General features: G+C 63.2%; 18 protein-coding genes. 10 read left to right on the forward strand and 8 right to left on the reverse strand.

Annotated elements, in window-relative coordinates:
- Positions 1-178 precede the first annotated feature (178 nt).
- Positions 179-721 carry a TetR/AcrR family transcriptional regulator gene (locus tag A0W34_RS23235; protein WP_030535258.1) on the reverse strand — a complete coding sequence of 181 codons (543 nt, stop codon included), beginning with the start codon at positions 719-721 and terminating at the stop codon, positions 179-181.
- Positions 722-842: 121 nt separating this feature from the next.
- Between A0W34_RS23235 and A0W34_RS23240 the strand changes: the two genes are divergently transcribed.
- The 3 genes from A0W34_RS23240 (at position 843) to A0W34_RS23250 (ending at position 3718) form a co-directional block, all read left to right on the forward strand.
- Entirely contained in the window at positions 843-1316 is a 474-nt protein-coding gene (locus A0W34_RS23240; RefSeq protein ID WP_047271067.1) for a DUF4334 domain-containing protein, read from the forward strand.
- Positions 1317-1345: 29 nt separating this feature from the next.
- Positions 1346-2434 (forward strand): NAD(P)-dependent alcohol dehydrogenase, encoded by a 1089-nt coding sequence (locus A0W34_RS23245; protein WP_047271204.1) that lies wholly within the window; start codon positions 1346-1348, stop codon positions 2432-2434.
- Positions 2435-2518: 84 nt separating this feature from the next.
- Positions 2519-3718, forward strand: coding sequence for a low temperature requirement protein A (locus tag A0W34_RS23250; protein ID WP_081558350.1), 1200 nt, complete (start codon positions 2519-2521; stop codon positions 3716-3718).
- Between the two features lies 1 nt (position 3719).
- On the opposite strand, the gene A0W34_RS23255 is transcribed toward A0W34_RS23250, so the two are convergent.
- Together A0W34_RS23255 and A0W34_RS23260 are read right to left on the reverse strand one after the other, a co-directional pair.
- Positions 3720-4304 (reverse strand): hypothetical protein, encoded by a 585-nt coding sequence (locus A0W34_RS23255; protein WP_003940111.1) that lies wholly within the window; start codon positions 4302-4304, stop codon positions 3720-3722.
- 45 nt (positions 4305-4349) lie between these two features.
- The gene (locus A0W34_RS23260; protein ID WP_020908916.1) at positions 4350-4727 is read right to left on the reverse strand and encodes an MmcQ/YjbR family DNA-binding protein; all 378 of its coding nucleotides are present in this window, start codon (positions 4725-4727) and stop codon (positions 4350-4352) included.
- Between the two features lie 99 nt (positions 4728-4826).
- Here A0W34_RS23260 and A0W34_RS23265 point away from each other — a divergent pair, with 99 nt between their 5' ends.
- The gene (locus A0W34_RS23265; protein ID WP_054780998.1) at positions 4827-5273 is read left to right on the forward strand and encodes a hypothetical protein; all 447 of its coding nucleotides are present in this window, start codon (positions 4827-4829) and stop codon (positions 5271-5273) included.
- 99 nt (positions 5274-5372) lie between these two features.
- Entirely contained in the window at positions 5373-5963 is a 591-nt protein-coding gene (locus A0W34_RS23270; RefSeq protein WP_003940105.1) for a DUF937 domain-containing protein, read from the forward strand.
- A 56-nt stretch (positions 5964-6019) separates the two neighbouring features.
- On the opposite strand, the gene A0W34_RS23275 is transcribed toward A0W34_RS23270, so the two are convergent.
- A complete protein-coding gene (locus A0W34_RS23275) occupies positions 6020-7204 on the reverse strand; it encodes an MFS transporter (RefSeq protein ID WP_198035717.1) in 1185 nt (394 codons plus the stop codon).
- 147 nt (positions 7205-7351) lie between these two features.
- Here A0W34_RS23275 and A0W34_RS23280 point away from each other — a divergent pair, with 147 nt between their 5' ends.
- The 5 genes from A0W34_RS23280 to phoU all read left to right on the forward strand — a co-directional run bounded on the left by A0W34_RS23280 (position 7352) and on the right by phoU (position 13491).
- Entirely contained in the window at positions 7352-8227 is an 876-nt protein-coding gene (locus tag A0W34_RS23280) for a LysR family transcriptional regulator (RefSeq protein ID WP_081558351.1), read from the forward strand.
- A gap of 131 nt (positions 8228-8358) precedes the next feature.
- Positions 8359-9318, forward strand: a complete 960-nt coding sequence (locus A0W34_RS23285; protein ID WP_003940492.1) for an acyl-ACP desaturase — start codon at positions 8359-8361, stop codon at positions 9316-9318.
- 81 nt (positions 9319-9399) lie between these two features.
- On the forward strand, positions 9400-10542 hold the full coding sequence (gene dusB, locus A0W34_RS23290; RefSeq protein WP_003939756.1) for a tRNA dihydrouridine synthase DusB: 1143 nt from the start codon (positions 9400-9402) through the stop codon (positions 10540-10542).
- Positions 10543-10692: 150 nt separating this feature from the next.
- A complete protein-coding gene (locus tag A0W34_RS23295; protein WP_042451384.1) occupies positions 10693-12723 on the forward strand; it encodes an LCP family protein in 2031 nt (676 codons plus the stop codon).
- A gap of 72 nt (positions 12724-12795) precedes the next feature.
- Positions 12796-13491: a phosphate signaling complex protein PhoU gene (phoU, locus tag A0W34_RS23300; protein WP_003940130.1), complete on the forward strand. Its 696-nt coding sequence runs from the start codon at positions 12796-12798 to the stop codon at positions 13489-13491.
- Between the two features lie 75 nt (positions 13492-13566).
- Here phoU and A0W34_RS23305 read toward each other — a convergent pair whose 3' ends face one another.
- The 4 genes from A0W34_RS23305 to A0W34_RS23320 all read right to left on the reverse strand — a co-directional run bounded on the left by A0W34_RS23305 (position 13567) and on the right by A0W34_RS23320 (position 16566).
- Positions 13567-14313, reverse strand: coding sequence for an SDR family oxidoreductase (locus tag A0W34_RS23305; protein ID WP_081558352.1), 747 nt, complete (start codon positions 14311-14313; stop codon positions 13567-13569).
- A gap of 90 nt (positions 14314-14403) precedes the next feature.
- Positions 14404-15141 (reverse strand): urease accessory protein UreD, encoded by a 738-nt coding sequence (locus A0W34_RS23310; protein WP_232329909.1) that lies wholly within the window; start codon positions 15139-15141, stop codon positions 14404-14406.
- Positions 15141-15884: an urease accessory protein UreG gene (ureG, locus tag A0W34_RS23315; protein ID WP_003939705.1), complete on the reverse strand. Its 744-nt coding sequence runs from the start codon at positions 15882-15884 to the stop codon at positions 15141-15143. The genes A0W34_RS23310 and ureG overlap by 1 nt, the downstream gene beginning before the upstream one ends.
- Positions 15877-16566, reverse strand: coding sequence for an urease accessory protein UreF (locus A0W34_RS23320; RefSeq protein WP_081558354.1), 690 nt, complete (start codon positions 16564-16566; stop codon positions 15877-15879). The genes ureG and A0W34_RS23320 overlap by 8 nt, the downstream gene beginning before the upstream one ends.
- Positions 16567-16569: the final 3 nt, after the last annotated feature.

The raw sequence follows: 16569 nt of genomic DNA on the forward strand, positions 1-16569 counted from the left end.
GCCGGCCGCGATCCTTTTGCTCACCAGCATCTGAACAGTCGACGACAAAAGTTTTGGCGGCACGTCAACATCCCGAGGGCGTCAACGAGCCGACGCCCAACGTACGCACCGTTACTGAGAAATCCGTAAATCCGGGCAACCACACAGCGACGGGCGTGGACGTTCGCGTTTGGACTCGCTACGCCACAATCAAACGCCGAACCGCCTCGACTGCCGCCTCCCGACGTCGAGGGATGGAACGAGACGACTTGAGCGCGAGCATCCGGGCGATATCCGTGATCAGCAGGATCAACTCCGTGGGATTCCACGCGGGGTCGATGTGTCCCTCGAGCTGCCCCTTGCGGATTTCCGCAACTTTAGGCCGGAAGGTCTTGCTTCGTATGTCGTCCTCGCTCATGACGTCCGGCGCTTCGAGATCCGCCCATTGCTGCAATCGGGCGTTCTCGGGATGGGCAACGTAGTTGTCGAAGAGGCGACCTGCATAGCCCGGCAAGTCGTCACCTCGAAGTGCTGTCTCCGCTGTTGTTTCGGACGTCCACTGTTCGGTCACGGCAGCGAACAACTCTTCCTTGCTTGCGAAGTACGCATAGAGGCGGTCTTTGCTGGCACGCGCTTGCGCGGCGATCCGATTGATCCGCGCGCCGGCCAACCCGTACGTGGCAAATTCGTCCTTTGCGGCCGCCAGAATGCGGTCCCTCGTAGCTTCCCCTGCTGAGCGCATGTTCACAGCCTAGAACGAATCGACCGTTGCCGAACCATCCGGTTCGGCGTAGCGTGCAGAGTTGACGAACAATTTGGTTCGCGAACAAGTCGTGCCACTTACCGTCAACTCGAGGAGAGACATGAATCTCGACGAAGCCCGAACTGCTTTCGCCCGGCTCCGTGCTGCGGAAAGTGGTGTATCACCAGCAGAACTCGACGAAGTGTGGGCCGCGCTGGAAACCGTCGCCGCCGAAGAAATCCTCGGCGAGTGGAAGGGTGACGACTTCGCCACCGGTCACCGGCTTCACGAAAAGCTGTTCGCGAGCCGTTGGTACGGCAAGACCTTCAACTCGGTCGAGGACGCCAAGCCGTTGATCTGCCGAGACGAAGACGGCAACCTCTATTCCGACGTCAAGGGCGGCAATGGCGAAGCAAGCCTGTGGAACATCGAGTTTCGTGGCGAAGTCACGGCAACGATGGTCTACGACGGTGCGCCGATCTTCGACCACTTCAAGAAGGTCGACGACTCGACACTGATGGGCATCATGAACGGAAAGTCGGCGCTGGTTCTCGACGGTGGGCAGCACTACTACTTCCTGCTCGAGCGAGCGTGATTCGCGCCGAACAGAATTCGAGATCCTCCATGCAGATGACAGCGGCGCTCTCACACGGCCCGCACTCCCCCTTCACACTCGACACCGTTGAAATCGACGAACCCCGCGCAGACGAGATCCTGGTTCGCATCGTCGCTACCGGCCTGTGCCACACAGATCTGTTCACGAAGTCGGTGCTACCGGAAAGGCTCGGCCCCTGCGTGTTCGGGCACGAAGGGGCGGGGGTGGTCGAGGCCGTCGGCTCGTCGATCGACAGCATTGCGCCCGGTGATCACGTGTTGCTGAGCTACCGCAGTTGCGGTATGTGCAGGCAGTGTCTCAGCGGCCATCGGGCGTACTGCGAAAGCTCACACGGGCTCAACAGCTCTGGCGCACGCACCGACGGCTCGACGCCGGTCCGGCGAAGCGGAACTCCGATACGGTCCGCATTCTTCGGCCAGTCCAGCTTCGCGGAATACGTCATCGCCACTGCCGACAACACCGTCGTCGTCGATCCTGCAGTGGACCTGACCGTCGCGGCTCCCCTCGGCTGCGGATTTCAAACCGGCGCGGGTGCCGTGCTGAATCTACTTCGCCCCGAGCCCGACTCGACGTTTGTCGTCTTCGGAGCCGGCAGCGTCGGACTCGCAGCGCTACTGGCAGCGAGGGCTGCCGGCGTTTCCACCCTGGTCGCCGTGGACCCCGTTGCGCAGCGGCGCGCACTCGCCGAGGAATTCGGCGCCGTCACTGTCGATCCGACCACCGAGGACGCGGTCGAAGCAGTACGCGCCGCCACCGACGGAGGTTCGACACATTCCCTCGACACCACCGGAATCGGCTCCGTGATCAATCAGGCCGTCACATCACTTCGAGCACGGGGAACACTGGCGGTAGTCGGACTCGGAGCGTCCACGGTCGAGATGAACATGGCCGACATCATGCTGAGCGGAAAGACAATTCGAGGATGCATCGAAGGAGAGTCGGAAGTCTCGACGTTCATCCCCGAACTCGTCGAACTCTTCACTGGTGGCCGGTTTCCGATCGACCGCTTGGTGACGCGCTACGCCTTCTCCGACATCAACAAAGCCGTCGAAGATCAAGCGTCGGGGCGCGTCATCAAACCCGTTCTCGTGTGGTGAGGGGCGAAATGTCTCATTCGTCGACCCGACGGAATTCGCCCTAGACTGCGCTCCTGCACTAGACGTCGGAGCAAGGTGGGGACGATGACAGAACACACCAGTACAGGCGCGGGCCACGGCCGGGCCGTAATGCCGATCATCCGGATGCGCGCACGCAGCCGCGACGAGGACCATCGAGCATCGACGCCACTCGAACTGTTCTTCGACCTGTGTTTCGTGGTTGCAGCCGCACAGGCCGGAGTTCAACTGGTGCATGCTGTCGCCGAGGGCCACTACGCCGACGGCATCGCCGGCTATATGTTCGTCTTCTTCGCGCTGTGGTGGGCGTGGGTGAACTTCACCTGGTTCGCGTCTGCCTACGACACGGACGACGTCCCCTACCGGGTCGCGACCTTCGTACAGATTTGTGGCGTGCTCGTCTTCGCCGCCGGAATCCCTGACGCATTCGACGGAACCGACCGTACGACGGCCATCGTCGGCTACCTCATCATGCGAATTGCGCTCACCTGCCAATGGCTTCGAGCCGCCAGCGGTGAATCCGGTGCAGCGCGAACCACTGCTCTGCAATATGCCGCCGGGCTCGTGATCGTCCAGGCCGGCTGGATCGTGCTGCTCCTGATGCCGGCGTCGGCGTGGATTCCGGGCTTCTTCGTTCTCATGATCGCCGAACTCGCGGTGCCGGCGATCGCCGAACGCAACCACCAGACGCCGTGGCACCCGCATCACATCGCCGAACGCTACGGCCTCTTCACCATCATCATGCTCGGCGAAACCATCGCTGCCGCCACCATCGCGGTCCAATCCGGCATCCGGGATTTCGACGCCGCCGATATACTGATTCCGATTGCCGTCGGCGGAGTTCTGATCGTGTTCTCCGCGTTGTGGATCTACTTCGCCGTCCCGATCCACGAGTACCTCGCAGACCAAGGCAATCGCGCCGTCCTGTTGTGGGGATACGGGCACTACTTCGTATTCGGATCCGCTGCGGCCATCGGCGCCGGCATCGAAGTAGCCGTCGAGGAAGCAGTTGGCGAAGCGCACATTTCGACGTTCGCAGCATCTGCCGCGGTCACGATTCCGGCCGCGATGTTCCTGATCTTCGTGTGGCTCATGCATTCACGCCACTTCAAGCGCGACAGGATCGAGCAGGCCGTTCTACCGGTGAGTGCAATCCTGGTTCTCGCCTGCACATTTGCCGGACACTGGGCTGTCCCGCTCGCCGGACTGGTGGCGGCGGGAACCGTCGGAGTCGGTGTCGGCCTGAGTACTCGGTCGAAGAGCTGACTCAAATTTCCGGAGCCGGAGCCTCGCCCTTGCTCTGCGGCTCGTGCTGCTTGAGCTCACCGCGCATCTTGTCGAGATCCTTTCCACGCTTTTTGTACATGTAGCCGAGCGCGACAAGTCCAAGGAACAACGCAACGCCCAGGACGGCACCGACAACGGATGCTCCGCGGAATCCGGGGCCGTCGACGTCGAGGATCCGCTCGCCGGCATGCGCAGCGTTGTTGTTGCCGAGAACAACTGTCAGAGAGAGCAGATTCGGCAGCGCGAAGATCACACCCAACGCGAGAGCCGTGATCTGCATGATTCGAGCATGCTTGCGCTTGCGCACCTGCCAGACCGCCCGGAAGAAGATGAGCGGGACCAGGGTGCACACGAGACCGAACAGCAGCCCCCACGCGATTCCGGCGCTGAAACTGCCGTTCGCCAACGACGCAATGCGCTGCGCCCACCAACGCGGAAGGAAGGCGGCAAGGATGAAGTAAGCGATGACCAGGACCACCGCCATCACTGCGATCCCGATGGCCTTCTTCGCCCACGGCGGCATGCCCGGTTTTGCGGTGGCCGGTGAAGTTTCCGGTGTCGTCATGACAATTCCTCGTCTAGTCGGCGTCTGTACTGACGAATCTATCCGTTACGGGCGTTCCTCATCCGCATCGAGAACGATCCGGGCAAGCCGCTTCGGCGCAACGAGGGTGAACGAGGTGTAGATCCACTCCTCCAGTTGCGACCATTTCTCCTCGGAAACGTCGGTGCCGATGTCGAGTGCAACCCACCCGTGTCGACCGAGTCCGTAGCCCGCAGCACTTGCGCCTGGTTCGGTGGCCACCACCGCTTCGGCTTCCTCCTTGCTCAGCTTGACGGTCAAGGAGGTGGCTTCGAGGTTGCAGAACACGAAGTTCTTGCCGCGGACCCGGAACGTCGGGTGGCCGTCCCACGCTTCGATGTCGACGCGCTCCGCTTCCGGCAGCGACAGCGAGATCTCTTCGAGTCGACGCATGTTGTCGGGCATGGAGACGATTCTGCACGCTCGATACCGAGCTTGACACCCGCGACACAGCTAGGCTCGGCGACGACCGCGTCACCGAACTCCGAACACAGGGAGACTGGCATGCGCACGTTAGTTCATCTCGTTCTGCTCATTTGTGGAATCGCCGTTGCCGTCGGCTCGTTCACGTACGTACTGGCCGGGGTCAAACCCGACAACGTTCGCCTCGAGGACCTGCGGGACGGCTTTCCGGCAGGGTGGGCAATCGAGCAACTCGGCGATCAGTCCGTGACCTTCTACCGGTCGATGGCGATACTTCTGCTCGCCGCCGCCGTATTGATTCTGATCGCCGCATTGTTCGGTTCTCGCATCGCAGCATGGATCGGAATTATCGTGGGATTGGGGACTCTTGGCACGTTCTACTACCGCGTGAACGATCAGTTCGACAATGTCATCAGGGAAAACTACTCCACGATCCTGACAAATCAGACAGGATTCATTCTGACGGCCGGCGGACTGATTCTCGCTCTCCTAGCGTGCCTGGTCCCCCGCGAGAAGACCCGAGCCTGACCGCTCGGCAACCAGAGGGTTACCGTCGACGCCGACATTCACTAGTGTCTGCAACAGCCGGGTACTGACGAGTAGTACCCCAGAAGAGGTAGGGCATCAATGGCATCGCTTGACGACCTTCTATCCCAGATCCCCATCGACCAGATCGCGCAGCAACTCGGCGTCGACCAGGCAACTGCCGAATCGGCGGTCAAGACTGCACTTCCGACCCTCGTCGGTGGCCTCGGCGCCAACGCGCAGGATCCCGCCGGTGCAGCCTCGCTGGAAAGCGCGTTGCAGTCTCACGCCGACACCAGCCTTCTCGACGACGGCGTCGACATCAGCAAAGTCGACACCGCTGACGGTCAGAAGATCGTCTCGAACATCTTCGGCGGCAACACCGATCAGGTCGCCAGCGCACTGGGCGGTGTCGGTGGCGGCGGTGGAAACGATCTGGTGAAGCAGTTGCTGCCGATCCTCGCTCCCATCGTCCTGGCCTACCTCGCCAAGCAGTTCACCGGTGGCGGTGCCGGCGCGCAGACTCAGGCCTCCGGTGGCGGCGGGCTCGGGGATCTCCTCGGCGGAATTCTCGGCGGCGGCGGCAATTCCGGCGGCGGCATCGGCGGCGCACTCGGCGGCATCCTGGGTGGATCCGGTGGCGGCGGCCTCGGAGACCTGCTCGGCGGCCTCCTCGGCGGCGGCAAGAAGTAAGACGCTCGACAGAACGCACTGCGGCGATCCCGTTCGGGGTCGCCGCAGTGCTCTGTTCAGTCAATCGTCGAAGATCGAAACATCCTCAGTGACAAGGCAAACGCAACCAACAGCAGCGCGCCCACAAAAGTACTGACCCCGACCCAACCGCCACCCGCGTATGCAAGACCCGCGAGGGCGCCCGCCACGGACGAACCCGCGTAGTAGGCAAACAGATACAACGCCGACGCCTCGGCCCGGTGATCGGTAGCGATCAGCCCCACCCAACCGCTGTCCACCGAATGTGCGGCGAAGAATCCTCCGGTGAAGAGCAGCATCCCCACGAGCGTCAACGCCAGATTGTCCGGAACGGTCAGTGCCAGGCCGATACCGATGACGACAACCGACCCGAGCAGCACGCTGCGCCTACCCAGTCGGTCAGAGGCCCCGCCGGCTACCGCCGAGGTGAAAGTTCCGGCAAGGTAGAAAAGGAACACCAGGCCCACAAGCGCTTCAGGAAGGCCGAAAGGTGCTGCCGTGAGCCGAAACCCGAGGAAGTTGTAAATCGAAACGAAGCCGCCCATCAGGATGAATCCCAAAGCGAAGAGTGTTCGCAGCGACGGGTTCGCAAGGTGGCGTCGTAGATTCGACGCGATCGTGCGCGCCGATATCGGTTGCGGGCGAAAGAACTTCGACGCGGGAAGCCGCCGGATCATGTTGAGCGCGAACAATGCCGACAGCGCGGACGCAGTCAACAGCGCCCAACGCCACGTACTGAAATCGACGACGGCCGACGGCACGAGCCGTCCGATCAGCCCACCGATCGTTGTGCCGGCGACGTACCTTCCCATCGCTGCACCGAGGTTCTTCCGATCGACCTCCTCGGCCAGATAGGCCATCGCCACCGCCGGGACACCGGCCAGAGCCAATCCTTGTGCTGCGCGTCCGACCAGCAGAACCTCGATCGTCGGACTCAGCGGCAGAAGTAAACCGATCACACAGGACGCCGACGCCGACGCGATCATCACCCGCGTGCGACCGAAGCGCTCGGAGAGCGCACTGGCCGGAATGATTGCCAACGCCAACATGCCCGTCGTCGCCGAGACGGACAGCGCAGACACCGCAGGCGAGACGTGGAAGTCTTCGGCGAACGCAGGCAGCAACGCCTGTGCCGCGTACATCGAGATGAACGTCGACAGCCCGGCCGCGAACAACGCAACGGTCACGGTTCGATATCCCGATGTTCCGCGGCGAAGCGGCATCACTTCGGATTCGATCACATTCTCGACAGTCACCACGTACCTCCAGGCATCACTTACCTCCGGCAAGAATCCTCCCGCCCCGACTTGGCAAAAGAAAATGCATAAACTTGGTGTTCTATATGCTCTGGGGGTATATAGATTGGGTTCGTGATGCTGACCGAAGACCTCGAATGGTTTGTCGTGCTCGCCGAAACCCAACAGGTGACCGCTACCGCGAATCTGACTCACCTGTCGCAGCCGACCCTTTCGCGCAAACTCGCTCGCCTCGAACGACAGATCGGCGTGACACTCTTCGACCGTCAGGGACGCCGACTCGAACTGAACCGGTACGGCGAGATCCTCTATCGACATGCTCGCATCGCACTGCGTGCCCTCGACGCCGCGCAGACCGAAATCCAGTCGCTGGCGAGCCCCGAGAGCGGCACGGTCCGACTCGACTTCCTCCACTCGTTCGGCACCTGGTTGGTGCCGCACATGCTGCGCGGATACCGCGTCGAGTATCCCGGAGTGCGATTCGAACTGCATCAGGACAGCGCGCAGTTCCTGGTCGACAGAATCGCCGCCGGCACGTCCGACCTGGCCGTCGTCTCGCCTCAGCCGCGCGATCCGCAGGTGGCGTGGATGCAGATCGCCCAGCAGTCACTGGCATTGGCTGTTCCGGCTGATCATCGCTTTGCGAAGTTGCATTCGGTCGAGCTTGCGGACGCGGCCGACGAACCGTTCATCGGTATGCATCCGAACTTCGGGATGCGAAGAATTCTCGATGAACTGTGCGCGGCCGCAGGATTCACTCCGAATTTCGTCTTCGAGAGCAGCGAGCTGGCAACGGTCGGCGGACTGGTCTCCGCGTCCTTCGGTGTCTCGGTCATGCCGGTTCAGGATCCACCGATCTGGGCCGAAGGAGTCGTCTATGTACCGATCGAAGGAGCACAGCGAAAAATAGGGCTGATCTGGTCGAAGAGTCGCAAGCTGTCCGATCCCGCCCGGACGTTCCGCGACTACGTCGAAAGAACGACTTGGTAGTGAAAGTGCCCCCGGATAACTACGGATCGGTAACATCCCTCGAGGGGAGCAATTTTCATGCCATTCTTTTCAAACCTACGGTGCCGTAGGCTGGGGCGAAGTCGCGCATTCACTCAACATGGAGGCAAGAAATGACGAGGATTCTGACGCAGCTGGAGCTGCTACAAGAGCTGCAGCCGGTTGCCGAGGAGAACGTCAACCGCCACATCTCCATGGCCAAGGAATGGCATCCACACGACTACGTTCCGTGGGACGAGGGCCGTAACTTCGCAGCCATGGGCGGCGAAGACTGGAGTCTCGAACAGTCACAACTCGGCGAGGTAGCTCGCGCCGCGATGATCACCAACCTGCTCACCGAGGACAACCTGCCGTCGTACCACCGTGAGATCGCCGAGAACTTTTCGCAGGACGGTGCCTGGGGAACGTGGGTCGGCCGGTGGACCGCCGAGGAGAACCGCCACGGCATCGTGATGCGTGACTACCTCGTCGTCACGCGCGCAGTCGACCCCGTCGAGCTCGAGCGCTTCCGCATGGAACACATGACAAACGGTTACAGCGCACCCATCGACGAGGGCGACGCCGGCCTGCTGCACTCGGTCGCCTACGTGACCTTCCAGGAACTCGCGACGCGCGTCAGCCACCGCAACACCGGCAAGGCCTGCGACGAGCCGATTGCCGACAAGATGCTTCAGCGCATCGCCGCCGACGAGAACCTGCACATGATTTTCTACCGCAACATCTGCGCCGCCGCGCTCGATCTTGCTCCCGATCAGGCGCTCAAGGCTGTGGCGAACATCGTCCAGAACTTCCAGATGCCCGGTGCCGGCATGCCGAACTTCCGCCGCAACGGCGCCCTCATGGCCAAGCACGGCATCTACGACCTTCGCCAGCACCTCGACGAGGTCGTCTGGCCTGTCCTGCGTAAGTGGAACATCTTCGAGCGCAACGATTTCAGCGCCGAAGGCGAGAACACGCGCGAAGAGTTGGCGGCCTTCCTCGAGACACTCGCCGCCAACGCGACGAAGTTCGAGGAACAGCGCGATCGCATGCTCGCACGCGAAGCCGCCAAGCGCGAACAGCAGGCTTCTTAGTTTCACCAGCTATTCTGTGCCCGGTACCGGATTCGGTACCGGGCACTTCCAATTGTCACAAGTATTTGTTCAGAGGTAGACATGTCATCCCTTCGTATCGGTTCACTCGAGCTGCACAGCCCCGTGGTCCTCGCACCCATGGCGGGCGTCACCAACGTCGCCTTCCGCACGCTGTGCCGTGAACTCGAACTCGAACGTGCAGGCAGCACGTCCGGGCTCTACGTCTGCGAGATGGTCACCGCCCGCGCGCTCGTCGAACGCCAACCCGCCACGATGCACATGACCACGTTCGGTCCGACCGAAACGCCCAGGTCGCTGCAGCTGTACACCGTCGACCCGGATACGACTTACGCCGCGGCCAAGATGATCGTCGACGAGAACATGGCCGATCACATCGACATGAACTTCGGCTGCCCGGTACCCAAGGTGACCCGCAAGGGCGGTGGATCGGCGCTACCGTACAAGCGTCGACTGTTCGGTCAGATCGTCGCGGCAGCCGTGCGCGCCACCGAAGGCACCGACATTCCGGTCACCGTCAAGATGCGCGTCGGCATCGACCCCGAACATCACACGCACCTCGACGCCGGCCGGATCGCCGCAGCTGAAGGCGCCGCTGCCGTCGCACTTCACGCACGTACCGCGTCGCAGCGCTACTCCGGCACTGCTGACTGGAACGAGATCACGCGCCTCAAGGAACACGTCACCGACGTGCCGATCCTCGGCAACGGCGACATCTTCGACGCCTCGGATGCTGCCCGCATGATGAACGAGACCGGCTGCGACGGCGTCGTCGTCGGACGCGGCTGCCTCGGACGGCCATGGCTGTTCGCGGAACTCAGCGCAGCTCTCAACGGACAACAGATCGCCACGCCGCCGACGCTCGGCGAAGTCACCAAGATCATCGCCCGTCACGCCCAACTGCTCGCCGCACATCACGGTGAAATGAAGGGTCTGCGCGAACTTCGCAAGCACGTCTCCTGGTACATGCGTGGGTTCCCGGTCGGATCGGATCTGCGGGTCTCGATGGCTCTGGTCAGCACGTTGTCCGAACTGGACGATCTGCTCGGACAGCTCGACCACGACGTCCCGTTCCCCAAGGACGCCGAAGGCCCGCGCGGACGCCAAGGCTCACCCGGTCAGGTAGCACTCCCGGAAGGTTGGCTCGACGATCCCGAAGACGACCTTGTGCCGGTGGGAGCTGACATGATGCACTCTGGTGGCTAGCGAAAACACGCCGTCGGATTACTCACATCACTTTCTGAGTGAAGCACTCAGGATTCACCAGTAATATGGCTCCAGCTTCGTCGACAACCGGTTGACGCCGGCATCTGAATGACGAGTTACTGACAGTCGACGACGGGACAGGTTGCATCGGTGGGTGATGATCACGATTCGGGCCCACCTCCGCCCGAGAGCCGCGCCCCCTGGGAACGTCCGCTCGCAGACAAGCGCTTCCGCAACGCCCGACCGGACCAACCGGCAACGCCCCAGCGCCCTGCCACACCCCAGCGACCAACACCGCAACCACCCAGTCCCCCGGAGCGTCGCAGCAGTGGACGTACCGGGCGACGGGACTCGCCTCCGACCGACGACTCTGTTTCGGTCGCCGAGTTGGTCCGTCGGGTAGGCGACAAGAAGCCGCCACCAGCCCCGGCTACGCCGCCCAAGCCGGCGCCGAACAAATCCGTACCACCCAAGACTCAATCTTCAGCAGCGTCGTCGCCGCCCCCCGCCCGGCCGATTCCCGCCCGTCCGACCGTTCCGCCCGCCGCTGCGGACTGGATCACCGAAGAACATCCCGTCACCTCCGCAGTGCCGCGGGTAGTCGGTGACACCGGCGCCACTCGTCTGGCGCAAAGCAAGATTCGCCGCCGCCATCGCGCAAAAGTGATCGGCCGATCGGCAGTAGCGTTCCTGGCCGTCATGTCTCTCGCATTGACCGGCGTCGTGTGGGGCTATCTGCGCTCGGTCGAAGGCGGATTCGATCAGATTGCGGCACTCGACACCGAGTCCGACGACATCATCGACGCCGGTGGTCAACTCGGCGACGAGACGTACCTGATCATCGGCACCGATACCCGCGCCGGTGCGAGCGGTGAGATCGGCGCCGGAACCGTCGAAGACGCCGAAGGCGCCCGAGCCGACACGGTAATGCTGGTGAACATTCCCGCGGACCGAAGCCGCGTCGTCGCCGTCTCCTTCCCGCGTGACCTCGACGTCGAACGTCCGATCTGTCAGGGATGGGACAACGACGCCGGCAAGTACACCAGCGAAACCTTCCCGGCAGCGAGCGGCGACAAACTCAATGCGACGTACGCACTCGGTGGCCCCAAATGCCTGGTCAAGGTCATCCAGAAGATGTCCGGCCTGAAAATCGGGCACTTCGTCGGAATGGACTTCGCCGGTTTCGAGCGCATGGTCGACACCGTCGGCGGTGTGAACGTCTGCTCCCCCGGACCGATCGAAGACGGCATCCTCGGAACCGTCCTCGCCTCCGGCGGCACGCAGATGCTCGACGGCCGTACCGCCCTCAACTACGTGCGTGCTCGCCACGTCGAAGCCGAGGGCAACGGCGACTACGGGCGCATCACCCGTCAGCAGAAGTTCCTGTCGGCGCTGCTCCGCTCGGCCCTGTCCAACCAGGTCCTCCTGAATCCGAGCAAGCTCAACGGATTCATCAACGCCTTCACCAGCGACACGTTCGTCGAAAACATCGACACCAAGTCACTGGTCACCCTCGGTCGCTCGCTCCAGAACGTCGACGCAGGCGCGGTCACGTTCTTGACGGTCCCCACGGACGGCACCAACGACTGGGGCAACGAGATTCCTCGCACGGACGAGATCAAGTCCCTCTTCCAGGCGATCATCGACGACGATCCGCTTCCGGGCGAAGAGCGCGAGGACACCACACCGTCGTCGACCAGTTCCACGACAACCGCTCCTACGTCCAGCACGCCGCCGGCCGCCACTTCCGTCGAGGCAATGAGCGCCTACAACATCTCGGTCGACGTCTCCAACGCGTCGGGAATCGCCGGGCAGGCCGCGACGATCGCCGACAGCCTCGCGGCTTACGGTTTCCAGATCTCCACGGTCGGTAACTTCAGCGCAGCCACCGGCCTGGCGAATGCTCAAGCGTCGACCACCGTCGTGCGCTACGCCGCAGGTTACGAGGCTGAAGCGGTGACGGTCGCGTCGTCGATTCCCGGCGCGGTTCTGGTTCTCGCTCCGAGCATGGGAGACATGATCGAGGTCGTCGTCGGAAGCAATTTCGCCGGCACCGTCGTCGCCCCCGCGGACCCGGGAACCATCCTGGCGGCAAATCCGACGTCGGTCGACACCAGCACCTCGACGGCTCTGCCCGCCGACATCGCCAGCGTCAACGCCGGCGACACCACCTGCGACTGACACGCGTTCATTCACCTTGCGTTCACCTGGTGCTTGTGACTTGGTCTTTCACGGCACGTAGGCTCTGACCTCATGCGCGTGGCTTACAACGAACAGATGACCGAGCTTGCAGACACGCTCGGCGAGATGGCAGGACTGGCAGGTGCCGCTATGGAGCGCGCCACCCAGTCCCTGCTCCAGGCAGACCTGTCCCTGGCAGAACAAGTAATCGGCGAACACGACAAGATCACCGAACTCAGCACCATCTGCGAGGAGCGCGCGTTTGCGTTGCTCGCCTTGCAGGCTCCCGTTGCCGGAGATCTGCGCTCGGTGGTCAGCGGAATCCAGATCGTCGCCGACATCGACCGCATGGGCGCACTCGCCCTGCACGTCGCCAAGATCGCGCGCCGCCGACATCCCAACCACGTGCTTCCTGAAGAGGTCAACGGCTACTTCGCCGAGATGGGACGCATCGCTGTCTCCATCGGTGCGGCCGCCAAGGTCGTCCTCGAGACCCGCGACCCCGAGCGCGCTGCCCGTCTGCGCGAAGAAGACGAAGCGATGGACGACCTCCACCGCCACCTCTTCACCGTCCTCATGGACCGTGAGTGGAAGCACGGCGTTGCCGCCGCAGTCGACGTCACGCTGCTCGGCCGCTTCTACGAGCGATTCGCCGACCACGCCGTCGAGGTCGGCCGACGTGTCATCTTCCTGGTGACCGGCAAGCTGCCCGAAGAGCCCGAAACCACCGAGAAGGTCGACAACCTCACCTCGTACCCGGATCTCTGAACTACCCGGATCTCTGAACCCAACCGTCCACGTGAGTAAAAGGCGGCCGCGCACTTGCGCGGCCGCCTTTCCTATTCAGTTCTCGTGCAACCAGGTTTCCAACGTGGGTCCTGCAGTTGTGGATCCCGGCGCGGGCAGCAACGCCCCACCCTTCATCGCCTTACCCGCTCCAGGCATCGAGATCGGGATCAGCCACTTACGTCGGCCACGGTATTTCAAGATCTCGCGCGTCATGGCCGGGATCTCGAGGACCTCGGGCCCGGCCAGGTCCGGAGCCCTCCCGGTCGGACCGTTCTGAGCGCAGGTCACGAGCGCCTCGGCGACGGTCTTCGCTGCCACCGGTTGTGACCGCATCCGGGGAACCATCGCGACCGGCCCCAGCCCGAAGAGCGCGATCGTCTTCTCGCCGAACTCGAACCACTGAGTGGATCGCAGGATCGTGAAGGGAATACTCGACGCTTCCACCGCGCGTTCCTGCGCAGCCTTCCCCTGGTAGTAACCGAAGGACTTCAATCGCGGATCGTCGCAGTTCACGATCGAGAGCAACACGTGGTGCTTCACGCCGGCCCTGGCTTCGGCCGCGGCGATGTTCTTCGCTGCCGTCTCGAAGAACTCGATCGCCTTCCTCGCACCGTTGGTGACATGATCACTCACGTCGACGACCACGTCGGCGCCGGAAAATGCTTCGTCCAACCCGGCACCCGTAGAGATGTCGACTCCCGTCGATCGAGCGGCAGCGACCACGTCGTGGCCCCCTGCCTTTGCCTGCTCGACGACCAGCTTTCCCATCTGGCCGGTTCCGCCCAGAACAACAATTCGCATGATGCCTCCGTCAAACCTGTGCGCCCGGCTCTCTTCGGCCTGGTCACATACTGGACGACGCAGCCTCCCGAAGTGTGACGGTAGGGCGAATCAGTCGGTGTACTCCTGCGAAACTCGCCCACGCCACTGCGACCAGATCGGATCCAACGCTGCGCTCGCCTCGTGTGCGTGATCGGCAACGGCCCGTGCCAGCATCCCTGCTCCCGCCAGCGGCGTCACGTGCCCTTCGACGTCGTCGGTAGTCTTCATCCCCAACAGCATGGTCGTACCGAGCACGCGATGGCCACCGAGAATTCCCGGCAGCGAACGGCCCGGCACGCTACGCAGGTCGAGAGTTTCCACGAGCAGCGCGTCACCGTCGACGGTAATGCGCTGATCCGAGCGAAGGGCACCGCCGGTTTCGCCGGTCCGGCCGAACACGATCATCTCGTCGAGCAGCGCAACCGCATCGGATTCCAGTGAAATATCCACGCGCCTGGTCACATCCGCGCCGCCCGCGACGACAAACGGTGCCGCGCGCCAGATCAGCGCCGCACCGGCGCCGACGCTCGCCGAAGCCGACCACGACGCCCGGCCGCCACGCGCGTTGTACGCGACGGTCCCCGACGGCTCGATCACCTCGAGGCACGTACCCGGAGCGACTACGAATTCGATACGCAGGTCGTCGCCGGCCAGCAGCGTTGCACTGTGCCCTACCAAGGCAATTCGCACGGTGAGCCCGCGAGCGTCGACGAACCGCGGGGCCAAGAAGTCGCCCGAGATCAGCTCTCGCGCAACAGCGGTGTCACCCACTCTCTCGACGACGACCCGCGTAGCTCCAGTGCGCATCAGTGAGCGTGAGAGTGGCTGTGCCCGTGACCGTGACCGTGGTCTTCTTCATCGGCATGGAAGTGCGGCGCCATCGGCCCCGGATCCTGCGGGGTGTGACTACCCGCGCGATGAGATGCGATGACCTGGCGGAGCCACGCACTGAGCTGGTCGATCGTTGAGTGATCCTTCTGGCTGAGCGCGAGAACGGGAAGTCCGTCACGCGCGGCCGTGGCATCGGCAACCATCTGGACCGCGTCGACGTCGACGTACGGGGCCAGGTCGATCTTGTTGACCACCAACAGATCTGCCCGCTCGATTCCGGGACCGCCCTTGCGTGCGACGTCTCCGCCGCCCGCGACGTCGATGCAGAAGATCTGGGCGTCGACCAGTGCCGGGCTGAACGTGGCGGTCAGGTTGTCACCGCCGCTTTCCACGATCACCATGTCGAGGGGATGGAACTGACGCTCGAGGTCTTCGACCGCAATGAGGTTCGGCGTGACGTCGTCACGAATAGCCGTGTGCGGGCACGCACCGGTCTCGACTGCGACGATGCGCTCGATCGGCAGAACGTTGGCCGCGCGCAACAGTCGCGCGTCCTCGTCGGTGTAGATGTCGTTGGTGACCACCGCGATCTCGTACTCCGCCGCGAGTTCGCGGCAGATGGTGGCGATGAGGGTGCTTTTGCCGGTGCCGACGGGGCCGGCAACGCCGAGCCTCAAACCTCTTGCAGCAGTGGTGGTGTTGTTCAGGTTGTCAAGCACGGAAAATCCTCCTGGATCGAGCGTGGTGTTCGAGTGACCATTGTTCGACCAACGGCCCTGTTGTTGCGGGTATATCTGCGACGCCCTCGACGGCTACGGCAGCCGCGGCGACGGCTTCGATGGTCGGGGCTGCTCGGAGCAACCATTCGACCGGTTCTGCCGGATCCACCGGCAGTAGCTTCAATGCCGCCGACGCCACCGTTTGGGCGTCGTCGTACAAACAAGATCTGGCTGCCTGTAGGTCGTCCATCCCGGAGACCGCCGTGAAGACGCCCAACGCGAGCGGACGCATCGGATGCCCAGGCAGCGCCATGAGCATCTGCACCGCGGGGTGCTGCGGCCACAATCGCGACGCCAGTCTCGCCAGCCCACGGCCGAGCTGAATCGACGCCTCACGCAGCGGTGCGCTGGGAGTCCGAGCGAGCAGTTCCCTCGAGATGTCCTCGAGTTCGCCTGCACTACCCTCACTTACGGCCCAGCGGCGCGTGACCACCGTTGAAGCGGCCTCGACAAGTCCGACTGTTTCGAGTCGACCGCGAATGAAGTCAGGGACCTGACTCTGCAGGAGTCCGCCCGCCAGTGCCGGTTCCAACCCCGACGAGTGCGCGTGACCGCCGGTAGGCAGACGCCCATCTGCCAAGAGCATCGATGCTATCTCGGCAGATGCCGTCTCGATCGACATGGT

Source organism: Rhodococcus sp. BH4, from assembly GCF_002079265.1.
Lineage (GTDB): Bacteria > Actinomycetota > Actinomycetes > Mycobacteriales > Mycobacteriaceae > Rhodococcus_F > Rhodococcus_F qingshengii.